General features: G+C 31.8%; 16 protein-coding genes, 1 tRNA gene, 1 pseudogene and 1 other annotated feature. Of the genes and pseudogenes, 7 read left to right on the forward strand and 11 right to left on the reverse strand.

The genetic code is table 11. From position 1 onward, the window contains the following. Window positions 1–38 precede the first annotated feature (38 nt). The 8 genes from nusB to AC1RP1_RS02985 all read right to left on the reverse strand — a co-directional run bounded on the left by nusB (window position 39) and on the right by AC1RP1_RS02985 (window position 4472). Window positions 39–476, reverse strand: a complete 438-nt coding sequence (gene nusB, locus AC1RP1_RS02950) for a transcription antitermination factor NusB (RefSeq protein WP_409022798.1) — start codon at window positions 474–476, stop codon at window positions 39–41. Between the two features lie 8 nt (window positions 477–484). After that, entirely contained in the window at window positions 485–916 is a 432-nt protein-coding gene (locus AC1RP1_RS02955; protein ID WP_409022630.1) for an Asp23/Gls24 family envelope stress response protein, read from the reverse strand. Window positions 917–935: 19 nt separating this feature from the next. Then, window positions 936–1496 carry an elongation factor P gene (gene efp / locus AC1RP1_RS02960; RefSeq protein ID WP_409022631.1) on the reverse strand — a complete coding sequence of 187 codons (561 nt, stop codon included), beginning with the start codon at window positions 1494–1496 and terminating at the stop codon, window positions 936–938. An 81-nt stretch (window positions 1497–1577) separates the two neighbouring features. Then, window positions 1578–2639 (reverse strand): M24 family metallopeptidase, encoded by a 1062-nt coding sequence (locus tag AC1RP1_RS02965; protein WP_481761243.1) that lies wholly within the window; start codon window positions 2637–2639, stop codon window positions 1578–1580. A 72-nt stretch (window positions 2640–2711) separates the two neighbouring features. Further along, complete coding sequence (gene rpmA, locus AC1RP1_RS02970; RefSeq protein ID WP_083478911.1) at window positions 2712–2999, reverse strand: 50S ribosomal protein L27; 288 nt, start codon at window positions 2997–2999, stop codon at window positions 2712–2714. A 23-nt stretch (window positions 3000–3022) separates the two neighbouring features. After that, complete coding sequence (locus tag AC1RP1_RS02975; protein WP_409022633.1) at window positions 3023–3352, reverse strand: ribosomal-processing cysteine protease Prp; 330 nt, start codon at window positions 3350–3352, stop codon at window positions 3023–3025. A gap of 21 nt (window positions 3353–3373) precedes the next feature. Then, entirely contained in the window at window positions 3374–3682 is a 309-nt protein-coding gene (gene rplU, locus AC1RP1_RS02980; RefSeq protein ID WP_409022634.1) for a 50S ribosomal protein L21, read from the reverse strand. An 18-nt stretch (window positions 3683–3700) separates the two neighbouring features. Further along, window positions 3701–3786: a sequence feature (ribosomal protein L21 leader region), on the reverse strand. Between the two features lie 53 nt (window positions 3787–3839). Further along, window positions 3840–4472: a TetR/AcrR family transcriptional regulator gene (locus AC1RP1_RS02985; RefSeq protein ID WP_409022635.1), complete on the reverse strand. Its 633-nt coding sequence runs from the start codon at window positions 4470–4472 to the stop codon at window positions 3840–3842. A gap of 176 nt (window positions 4473–4648) precedes the next feature. Between AC1RP1_RS02985 and AC1RP1_RS02990 the strand changes: the two genes are divergently transcribed. The 4 genes and pseudogenes from AC1RP1_RS02990 to AC1RP1_RS03005 all read left to right on the forward strand — a co-directional run. Beyond that, window positions 4649–4722 (forward strand) — tRNA-Arg (locus AC1RP1_RS02990). A gap of 407 nt (window positions 4723–5129) precedes the next feature. Further along, window positions 5130–5834: a DUF4352 domain-containing protein gene (locus AC1RP1_RS02995; RefSeq protein ID WP_481761242.1), complete on the forward strand. Its 705-nt coding sequence runs from the start codon at window positions 5130–5132 to the stop codon at window positions 5832–5834. Window positions 5835–5953: 119 nt separating this feature from the next. After that, window positions 5954–6235, forward strand: coding sequence for a putative quinol monooxygenase (locus tag AC1RP1_RS03000; protein ID WP_481761241.1), 282 nt, complete (start codon window positions 5954–5956; stop codon window positions 6233–6235). 116 nt (window positions 6236–6351) lie between these two features. Next, window positions 6352–6945 (forward strand): annotated as a pseudogene (locus tag AC1RP1_RS03005) (IS3 family transposase); the annotation flags it as partial. Window positions 6946–6967: 22 nt separating this feature from the next. Here the strand turns inward: AC1RP1_RS03005 and AC1RP1_RS03010 are convergent. Both AC1RP1_RS03010 and AC1RP1_RS03015 read right to left on the reverse strand, forming a co-directional pair. Beyond that, entirely contained in the window at window positions 6968–7531 is a 564-nt protein-coding gene (locus tag AC1RP1_RS03010) for a hypothetical protein (protein WP_481761240.1), read from the reverse strand. Window positions 7532–7539: 8 nt separating this feature from the next. Further along, window positions 7540–8514, reverse strand: coding sequence for a hypothetical protein (locus tag AC1RP1_RS03015; protein ID WP_481761239.1), 975 nt, complete (start codon window positions 8512–8514; stop codon window positions 7540–7542). Between the two features lie 1280 nt (window positions 8515–9794). Here AC1RP1_RS03015 and AC1RP1_RS03020 point away from each other — a divergent pair. From AC1RP1_RS03020 to AC1RP1_RS03030, 3 genes are all read left to right on the forward strand, one after another. Further along, window positions 9795–10061: a SemiSWEET family transporter gene (locus AC1RP1_RS03020; protein ID WP_481761237.1), complete on the forward strand. Its 267-nt coding sequence runs from the start codon at window positions 9795–9797 to the stop codon at window positions 10059–10061. A 77-nt stretch (window positions 10062–10138) separates the two neighbouring features. Then, a complete protein-coding gene (locus tag AC1RP1_RS03025) occupies window positions 10139–10510 on the forward strand; it encodes a transporter (RefSeq protein WP_409022645.1) in 372 nt (123 codons plus the stop codon). A 144-nt stretch (window positions 10511–10654) separates the two neighbouring features. Next, the gene (locus tag AC1RP1_RS03030; protein WP_481762174.1) at window positions 10655–10924 is read left to right on the forward strand and encodes a hypothetical protein; all 270 of its coding nucleotides are present in this window, start codon (window positions 10655–10657) and stop codon (window positions 10922–10924) included. A 278-nt stretch (window positions 10925–11202) separates the two neighbouring features. Here AC1RP1_RS03030 and AC1RP1_RS03035 read toward each other — a convergent pair whose 3' ends face one another. Continuing rightward, on the reverse strand, window positions 11203–11745 hold the full coding sequence (locus tag AC1RP1_RS03035; protein ID WP_481761235.1) for a dUTP diphosphatase: 543 nt from the start codon (window positions 11743–11745) through the stop codon (window positions 11203–11205). Window positions 11746–11766 lie beyond the last annotated feature (21 nt).

Raw genomic sequence — 11766 nt, forward strand, 5'->3', positions numbered from 1 at the left:
AAAAGTGTCGCAAAAAATGCAACACTTCTCAATCATTATTATTCATTTGTTTTTTCAATATCAACAGGCATTTTTTCAACAACTGGATCTAACACACCATTAACAAATTTTCTTGATTCATCATCACTAAATTCTTTAGCAATTTCTAAAGCTTCATTCAATGCTACCTTAGCAGGAACATCATCTACGTATTTCATTTCGTAAATAGCTAATCTCAAAATAATTAAATCCGTATTGTTTAAGCGTGATAGTTTCCAGCGTGATGTTAGATTTTCTTCAATAACAGAATCTATCTCAGCTTGTTTATCACTAACACCTGAAACTAATGCTTCTAAATAAGGTGGAATTACAGCCGACTCTTCATCAGGAACTTCTAACAATTCACGATAAATAGCCTCTCTATCACCATCTGGGTTAGAATTTAACGCAAATAATGCTTGAAATGCTTTTTCGCGAATCGTATGTCTAGTTACTATTACACTCACTAATTTTCACCATCTTTTTCTGAAAATAAATCGTCAGTATCTATCTTATCGGCTTCCTTTTCAGGAATAACCCCTTCAACATGAACATTTACTTCAATAATTTCTAAACCTGTCATAAATAGTAATTGTTGTTTAATCTTTTCTTGCATCACTAATGCAACCTTAGGAACAGATACACCGTAATCAAGGTAAACAAAAACATCAATATTCAACTGGTCATCTGTTAAATCAAGTTTAACACCCTTACCCAGTGACTTTTTACGGCCAAATAATTCAGTTAAATTTTTAGCAATTGTCCCACGCATTGAGTAAACACCATCAATTTGGTTAGCAGCAATTCCAACAATAATTTCAATAACTTCAGGTGCAATCTTAATGTCACCCAAAGAAGGTTCAGTACTTTTTAAAACAATATTTGTTTCTTCAGCCATAAGTTTAACCTCCGTCGATTTATTGTGCTCTGGAAATATATGTGCCATCTTGTGTATTAATAATTAACATTTCATCTTCATTAACGAAGAATGGCACTTGTACAACTAATCCTGTTTCAAGAACAGCAGGTTTAGTTCCACCAGATTGTGTATTACCTTTAATACCCGCTTCAGTTGATGCTACTTTTAATTCAACTGTATTAGGAACGTCAACACCAAGTGTTTCAGTGCCAAACATAATAACATTAACAATTAAGTTTTCTTTCAAATAATTTAATTGTTCATGCACGCGTTCTTCTGGTAATTCTAATTGTTCATATGTATCCATATCCATAAATACATAGTTGTTACCATCAGCATAAAGATATTGCATTTTTTTATTATCAATTTGTGCTTTTTGAACTTTTTCACCAGCACGGAATGTTTTTTCTTGAGCAGCACCTGTACGGAGATTCTTTAGTTTTGATCGAACAAAAGCAGAACCTTTACCCGGTTTAACATGTTGAAATTCAACAACACGCCATAAATCACCATCAACTTCGATTGTAACACCATTTTTAAATTCATTAACGGACATCATAATATAATATTCCTCCTACTATCTCGTGTATCTCATAGTTCTAATAATAGCAATAATGGACATATAAAAGCAAGTTAAAGTCTATATTATCATTAATTTTTTAGAAGAATTCGTTAACATTTGATAGCCATTCTCAGTCACTAAAATATCATCCTCAATTCGAACCCCACTAAGGTTTGGTACATAAATCCCTGGTTCAATTGTAATGACGTCGCCTGCTTGCAAAACACTGTTTGAATCATCCAATTTAATATTAGGTAATTCATGAATTGATAGGCCAATTCCATGCCCAATCCCATGATTAAAATATTTACCATATCCTGCATCGGCGATTGTTTCATTAGCAACTCTAGCTAATTCACTTAATTTTATTCCCGGTTTAATTAATGAAATCACTCGTTCTTGTGTCGTTAAAACAGACTCGTAGATATGTTTTAATTCATCAGATATCGATCCCACGGCGATGGTCCTTGTGACATCAAATGTATAGTTCTCGTAATAATAGCCAAAATCTATCGTAATCAGATCCTGGTCTTGAATCTTTCGTTTTGAAACCGTTGCATGTGGCCATGTTGAATGAATACCGCTTGCTACAATTGTTTCAAAAGATTCACTCATAGTACCTAAATTTTTGATATAACTATCTAGCCGATTAGCAATTTCAATTTCTGTTTGACCAACTTCAATCGTCGACACAATATAATTGAAAGCTTCATCAGCTAATTTTCCTGCTTTTATTAATTTTATCTGCTCATCCTTATCTTTAACACGTCGTAATTCGTCAACAATATTAGTAAATGGCACCAAATCACTAACAAGGATTTCATCTAATTGATCATACTCTAAAAATGATATTGATGATTCAAATCCCATAACTGTTAATCCTTTTTCACTAATTATGTCAGATACAGCACCCAGATAATCACGCGTAAATTTTATTTCTAATTTTTTATCATGATTTTCTAGTGCCAATTCAAATCTTAGGTCAGTGATTAAAAATTGTTGTGTATCAGTAATTAACAATACACCATCACCTTCAAAACCACTTAAATAAAATATGTTTGTCGTATCCGTCACTAGAAATGCATCAATCGAGAGTTTCTCAAAAGTTGATTGTAATTGTTTAATTCTATCAAAATTCATTTAAACACTCCTTTTATGTACAAAAAAAGGAAATCTCTATCATAAAATGAAGAGGTTTCCTTTGAGTTATTATTATTCAGCTACAGGGTATACAGAGACTTGTTTCTTATCGCGGCCTTTACGTTCGAAGCGAACGATACCATCGACTTTAGCAAACAAAGTATCATCTCCACCTTTACCAACGTTAACACCAGGATAAATACGTGTTCCACGTTGACGATAAAGAATTGAACCACCTGTTACTTCTTGTCCGTCAGCTCTTTTTGAGCCTAAACGTCTACCGACAGAATCACGGCCATTAGAAGTAGAACCCCCACCTTTTTTATGTGAGAAAAATTGTAAATTCATTAACATAATCAATGCACCTCCTTGTTATAGTCTTATTATTTAAGTGTTAATTTAATGTAATCTTGATAGTTTTGCTCAATTGACTGTAGTCCTAAAACTAAACTTTCTAAAAATAACTGTCCTGTAGCATCGTTTAACTCAGATTCTGATAGTTTAACTTTCATTAATCCACCATTATCTTCATCCATCTCAACATCAGGATTAAGTTTAGCAAGTTCGGTCAAACTATTAACTGTATTGATAGTCAATACCGAAACCGCAGCACACACAATATCTTGACCATATTCACCAGAATCAGCATGCCCTGTTATTTCAAACGCATCGATGATTTTGGCATCTCTCCGAGAAATAACTGCACGTATCATACTAGTAGCCTACTTTCAAAATTATGCGTTAATAGCATCGATAACAACCTTAGTATATGGTTGACGATGACCTTGTTTTGTATGAGAATGTTTCTTAGGTTTGTATTTGAAAGTAACAACTTTCTTTTCACGGCCTTGTTTTTCAACAGTACCAGTTACTGTAGCACCTTTAACAAAAGGAGCACCAATAACGGTTTTTTCGCCACCAACTAAAACAATTTCATCAAATGTAACTTTTTCACCAGCTTCTGCTGATAATTTTTCAATGTAAATAGCTTCTCCGGCTTCAACTTTAAGTTGTTTGCCACCTGTTTTAATAATTGCGTACATGTGTATTACACCTCCTTATAGATTACTTAGACTCGCCGTAATTTAGTGATCAGATTTAGACAACCTGACGCTTAAAAACTTAAAACGTGCGGTTGCAGTTGTGGTGTTCACAAATACAACGTTATTATAATATCAAATGTAACTTCTTAAGTCAACGTTATCCATCATTTTCAACAAAAAAGTTTGTTAAATTGACTCCGTTACTTGTATCAACGCCAGTAATTTCTTTTAAAACCTTAGCAACGTAGTGCGGTGTGTAGATCATATCGTCTCGTAACCAACGTTTAATGAAGCCTAGGTGCGCTGATGCAACATAGGATACTTGTAACTCGTTTGGTATCTTAGATACTTCAAAATCGCCTGCTAACTGTTCTCTAAAGTTATTTAAGTAGATAACTAGTCTATCATATACTTTATCAGAAAAAGCGACATCTTCTTGACTATTTAAAAGTACGCCAAACATCATTGATTCATCTTGTAAGTAGTTAAACACCCGATTTAAACAACAAACTTCAACTGGTTTCGAATAAACGTACGCTTTATCTGGTGATTGTTTTGACATAATCATAATGTAATCAAAAAAGTCATCTAAAATTTCATCCATTGCCCGATTAATAAAATCTTGTTTGTCATGATAATGCAGATAGAATGTTCCTCGAGTGACATTTGCTTCCTGAGTAATCTTTTGAACGCTAATATTTTCAACTTTGTAATGTTTCATGAGTACAACTAATGATTTTTTTAAATTTTGTCTTGTTCTCTTTACCCGTGGATCATTAGAATCAACCATTTTTCAACCTCTTTATTCATAATTAAATAGTCTTTATCTCCATTTATGTCTATTACTTTCTTATTATAGAACATTTCATCAAAACTTTCATTCATGTTTTTGATAATTTATAAGAGTTCTACCAATTTCCATTGACAAGTACCAGTATTTTATCATATACTATTAAATGTTGTTATGACTCGGTAGCTCAGCTGGATAGAGCATCCGCCTTCTAAGCGGACGGTCGTGAGTTCGAATCTCACCCGAGTCATAGATATCCATTCTAGACCGATTTATAAAAATAGGAATGCCTTTAAACGGGCGTTCCTATTTTTTTATTTAGGTGAAAACAGACTATAAAGGATAGAATGCTCAAAACATTTGTTGCATATTTGTTGCATGGATATTTTTATCAATAAATCTACTAAAGTATTAAAATATCAGGCGATAAGAAAGCATTTTCTGTCGGTAAGGCTGTTGGCAACGCTTTATATTGTATTACTGGAAAACACGTTAAAAATATCAAGCAATTACTTAAGCTTTAGTAAATTGTTTGAAATAAAACTATTAAAAAATCCCCTAACCTGTTGGTAGCAAGTTAGAGGGTATAAATATATTAACAAATAATTTTATCATATTTCTAGGAGTAGAGATATAGATTTCGGAGGAAATATATTCATGAGTACTACATTTACAATTATTTTTCTTATTGGTTTAGTTGTTTTTTTTACAGGTGTAACTTGGTTTATTGTAGCTTGGGGTAATAAAGCTTCTAATTTAATACCACTAATTTTATTGATTGCCGGTTTAGGCATATCAATTATTTCTTTTAGCGTGATGTCGGTAACATCTGATAAAGATTCGTCAGCGCGTTCATCGTCTAATTTTAGATCGTCAAGTGCTAGTGACTCGTCAGAATCAGATGATGATTCTAGTTATGATGACGATGATGATTCATATGTTGACGATGAATCTGAATCTGATTCAGAATCTGACGATGAGTCATACACTGATGATGAATCCGATTCAGAATCTACTTCATCTTTTGGCGATTCTGTAGATTTAACTGACGACTCAAAGATAACCGTTGACTCTGCTGAAAAAGAAACGTCAGTTCCTTTAAATGATGTTAAATCCGGTGATACACAAGTTGCTGTTAAAGTAACCGTTCAAAATAATGGTACAGGTCCACTAGATTTCAATGGTCAAAAGTTTGACGTCTATGATAGTGATGATACTATTGGGGAATTTAATTCAGAGACTTACTCTGGTAATATTCCAAATTCAATAGCTGCCGGAAAAAAAGCTGTAATGACATTATACTTTACAACTTCTAATGCTGGTCCGTTCTCTGTCACTTACGGGGACTCAACTTGGGAATAAATATTTAACTAATTTTAACGAGTGTATAGATACTTCAAGCAGGTGCAACTCCTGCTGCTCGTTTTTGTTTATCTACGTGCATAGGAATCACGTTAAAAGCTAAAAAGGAGAATATTATCATGAAAGTTTTTAATGTTAGTTTAGTTGTTAATGAAAATTGTATTACAGAATATGAACATTTTATTGATCCTCTAGTGACGCAATCAAAAAAAGAATCTGGTAATATTTCATACAATCATTTTAAACAATTAGGTGCCAACAATCGTTATGCAATAATTGAGCATTGGCAAGACCAAGACGCAGTTAACTTCCACAATGAAACAACTTATTTTAAAGAATTTTTAGCAGGCATCAATCAATTTGTAACTGAAGAATTACAAGTTATTGTAATGGACGCCTAACTACCCTTTCGACCACCAGTTAAGCTGGCTATGAGTGCAAGGCTCATTGGTCGTATTGCTACAAAATTTTAAAAATTTAAGGAGATTTAATTTATGGGAGCTACTTCAATTTCAGCCAGACACGCAAATACAACTCGTATAAAGGAAAAGTTGGTACCGTTTCTAAAAACCTGATTAATCGCCGTTTCTTTTCGGACCGACCTTATCAAAAACTAGCAACAGATGTTACAGAAGTCCGTTGGGGTGACGAAACAATCGATGAACGGGCCCATTTCACCTGTATTTATGATCTGTTTTCAGGCAAAATTCTAAGTCATCAGATTAGTAAACATCCAACAGTTAAATTTACAACAAAGGTTTTGAAACAAGCAATTGCAAAAATCCCAAAAGATTTAAATTATCGAACGACGATTCATTCTGACCAAGGATTCCAATATCAACACAAAAATTGGGTTACTATTCTCAAAAAATATCGTATTTTTCAGAGTATGTCACGTAAAGCAACATGTTTAGATAACGCTGCCATGGAAAGCTTTTTCCATATTATGAAAGCTGAAGCTTTCTATCAAAAAGAAACCGATACATATGAAACACTAGTTTCACAAGTACCGGTTTGGATAAATGACTATAATTTTTCACGAATTAAAATAAAATTGGGTTGTAAAAGCCCGGTTGAACACCGAATTTTTATAACCCAGAATGCTGCATAAAGCTTCGTCCAATATTTAGGGTTCACTTCATTTTATTATTTTTTATTATTGACTCAGCTTCTTCTTCTCCAGCCTCTATAGCCTTTTTTTGAGTATCTCGGATGATGTCTAAAATAAGCCCAAAAATATTCAAAGACGCCGTAAATACTAAAATTAAAACTATTCCTTTCAAATACAAAATTACTTCAAAATCAATAAAGGTTTCAAATGATATTAACATAGTACTAATTGATATTCCAACTATGGTTAGCCATAAAAATGAAGTCCACATAAATGGTGTGAATATTTCAACAAATACGTTTTTTAATTGAGTATCTGTTTTAGAAACTAAATATATGTGTCCTAAATTATCTATATCAAAGATACTTTTAACCGCAACAAATAATGCGAATGTAAAAGATAATCCGGTAACAGAAATACCCAATAAGCTTGAAACTTCATAATTAACATTAATAATATCCGGAAAAAATAAATATATTATTGTAAATATTACATTTATCGAAATTCCAATTTTAGAGTATATATTGCATATAGTTGCTCGTTTTGAAGTCCATAATGCTCTCATCAATGATTTATTATCTACCATACTATCACCTATTTATGAAAATTTTTATTAACTATTACAGGTACAATTTTCATTATACTCATTGCCCTATGTTTTATCGATTTAAGGTATCCTCGCTTAGCATCTTCACCCAATTGTTTACTTAACTCTACTGTATTTACTTTTTCTCCTCTAGGGGCACTATATATTTTTTTCACATCTTCAGCATTTATACGTTTTCGACTAGCAAGGTCCCTATCTTCAACTTGCTGGGCACCATTAGGATAGACAAGATGTACTGTTACTCTTGCATAATCTTGCTTAATGCTAACGCTATCTTGAACTGCATTAACTGATACAGCACCCATATTGGTATTTTCTGCTGTATTTATAAATGATTCTATTCTTTCAGACATACTAATAGCTTCTTTCAAACTTTTGTCATTAGTAGAAATTAAAATTTTTTCAGTTTCCAATTCATAAAAAAAATTCACTCCAGCATTTATATATTCTTTATCCTGAATATACCGTATTATTTTTCTAGCCTCTAGCATCATTTTACGACCATGTCCGTAACGTCCGTACCCTTTTAAGTTGCCTATTATATCATCTTCTAAAACATCATCTAATGATTCTTTTAAAAATGGATATTTTTTAAGTAATTTGTCCATTTTTGTTCTCATTTCAACTTTTGTAACGCCCAAAAATTCTTTTGTCCATAAAATGCCCGAATTTTTTTCATAGTTTTCTATAACAGCAAAATATTCCTCTTCTATTTTTTTAGATTGAGCAACAAATTCTGTATATTCTATAGATTTGGATAATTCTTCTTTAACATCAGTATCCTTAAAAATAAAATTTAAATATGTTCCCCTTTCAAATCCATTAGGTATTCCAAAACTATTAGTTAGATCATCCTTTATTACATTATGTTTAAGCTGTTTCCAACCTTCTGATTTTCTTTCAACGTAAGTTCTAATTATATTTGGTGCTAAATTTAATTTAAATACATAATAATTGTCCAAATAGTTACTCCTCCAAATAATTTATACTCGCTCTATTATTAAACAATAAAAAAGACAGGTAAACAATACCTTTCTCATGTGTGTATAAATATTTGGATTAGAGATTAATAACTGATATCAAAATATCATATTACTAATATAACAGATTAATCACTTCAATTTGTTCACTAAATGTTCACTTTTTGAAATCATGTAAGTCTTCAATTAAGAATGAATCAGCAAACTGTAAGCATGCTCGATTCTTGTAAAAACTGTATCTCGTCTTTTCATATCCTAAATCATCCATTTCAATATCATTTTATTTATTATCTTCTGCAATATAGACATCTATTAATATTTTTCTACTAATAGTGTCACAACTCTTTAAAGCTACTAGAACATTATTAATAACTTGCTCAGCATAGATACGTTTAGTTATGGTCTCTTCGTGTTGATTGTTCCCTGAGGTACTTTTTAGGCATATCCATGATAATTGGCGACTTAATTCCGCTAATATCCTTCTGACTATATCTCTGCATTTTTGGTAACCATACTTTAAAAAAACGTTTAACCTTATTAATTGTAGATTTTTCATTGACTTGTGGGAATAGTTCGTTAAATGAAGATATAGCATTTCCCCCTTTACGTTTGTTATAATCATTGCCAGTCAGAGTAATAGTTGTATGTATAAGTCACCTTACTAAGTGGGTTTTATGTTATCTAAATCATTAATGAAACTCAAGTAGTGTAATTTCTCTGATTACTTCATTCTTCTCCTAAATGGTCAACTCATGAATAGTATCAATAACTGCGCTACCTTTATAAGAAAAATTATTGTTAAATTTGATAATCATCTGAGGAACGTCATTCTGATTAGAGCAACGCATTAACTCATCCCTGTAAATTTTTTTGATACGTAGTCATCTGTTAACAGAAACTATTAGTCCTATAGTTTCTACTGAATGTACCACTATTTAAATATCATTTATTCAACATTCTATAGCTTTGCTATTCAGATCCAGCAATTTCATAAATAGTCAGTATTAGTTAAAAACAAAATACTGAGTTTACAATAACAGTTCTGAATTAGTAAGATATTAACCTAAACAAATACCTAGCCTTCATTTAAATAATTAATTTATCACCCAAGAAAATTTTGATGCATTTTAATAATAAAAATCATCCACAAGTTTATTTTCACCAACACCAAACATTTTTACCTACTCCCAGTTGTTATAATTTGTAGAATAACTGATAATTAGTTATTATAGAGAGGCATAAAAAAGTTTGGAGGAATTAGAATGAAATTATTAAATGATAGCACTCTAGAAAAAATCGGGAAGTTTGCAAGTATTTTATCTATCTTAATGTATGTCTCATACATCCCACAAATCATTTCCAACCTTAATGGTAGCCAGGGTAATCCTGTTCAGCCCTTGGTTGCCTGTATTAATTGCATATTTTGGACTGTCTATGGCGTATGTGGTAAAAATAAAGACTGGCCTATATTCTTTGCAAACGTACCGGGTATCTTTCTAGGCGCCATCGCTTTCTTCACTGCCTTATAAAATATCATATACATAAAATAGAATACTTACGTGCAGATAGGGAATCACGTTAAAAGCTCCATACGGGGGAATTCTTCATGAAACTAAAAATTAACACTGCAGCAGGTACTTTCGATATCATAAATACTATATTAGTAGCCTTTTCTTGGCTTATCGTTATTTTAACTGGTATCAATAAATCTACTGTAACATCACACGCTGTCTCTGGAACATCAACCTTAACTAGCGGTACAGCTATTTTCTTTTATATTATGCTAGGAATTGGCCTTATTCTTCACATTGTTGCACTTGTTCAATCAAGAAAAGCTGATATCTCTATTACTGGCCATGTTCTTGGTATTATTGGTTGCGGTTTATTTCTTTTATCAATGGTTTTTGCCCTTCCTACATTTATTTTATTAATCATTGCAGCAGTTTTCACACTCAAACAAGCTCCTGCTAAGCACTAATAAACAAAATTTAACATAAATTTCTAACGAGCGTATAGATACTTTTAGTAGGTGCGATTCCTACTGCTCGCTTTGCACCATAAAAATATTGGGGGATTTAAAATGAAAAAATTTATTAGCTTACTAGGGGTTCTAAGCGTATCAATGCTACTATTGTCTGCTTGCGAATATAGTTATAATTCTGATTCCAGTTCTAACAAAAATAGCTCTTCTTCTCAACAGTCGTCTGCATCATCCAACACAAAGGCCTCATCTTCTAAGGCCAAAGATTCTTCTAAAGAATCTTCATCATCTACTAAGAAGACATCTTCTTCTGAGAGCTTTGATATTAATGATAGTACTTCGTCTGCTAAAGACGTTCATATTCATGAATCTGAAGATGGTGCTGATTTTAATTTTGATACTGGTTCTTGATTTTTTACTTAAGTTAATTTTAAAAGAGATTAGTCTCATTCAAATAAAAACTGTTATTCAGTTATTAACACAAAAAAGCCTTCAATATTGGACAAAAATCCAATGTCGAAGGCTTTTCTTTATTAAAATTTAAAATACGAATTATTAATGATTCCTTATTTACGACGCTCAGTTGTAAATTAATTACTAATAATACGATACCAAGCTCTTAAAATTCAGTAACCTGCTTAAATTTTTGTCCAATATTATTGGTTAGCTCCAATTTAAGACTGTTTTAATTAATAATTATTTTCTTGTCTTTCAATATTTTCCATATTTTTTTTAACAAATTCATTTTCAATATCATTCCAAGACAATTTTAAATCAACTAACCCGAATTTAATAAAAAGATGCCAAGCATGTTTAAAATCTTCTAATTTATGACTAAATAAACTTTTAGAAATCATTAATTTTAACGATAAAAAGACTTTATTCAATGACATTGTCATAGGCTTTTTTGCAAAATCATCCATCTCTTCGTCACTAATTAATAATAAATAGGTCCATTTATTTTGATTGGCAATATTAAAAAAGAAACTCATTGCATCAACATATTCTGAGAGTACTGTCTCTTCATGCGTTTTGCCTTTTTCCATTTTTTGTCCACGATTTTCTTTCCAGACTTTAAACCATTCAACCGTGTTGGCTAATTCTGATAGTTCAACATCCAAGCTCACATAGGCGTTAAACAATCTCTCTTCAGGACTCCATCTAATTTTTTTATCTTGAATAACATCCCGATCAAAGCTTCGTTCCATTTGGATCATATCTGTTAAGTTCACTAAATTTTCCTCCAAAAAAAT

The sequence above is a fragment of the Dellaglioa sp. CoH-56-MRSF-13 genome, assembly GCF_056782095.1.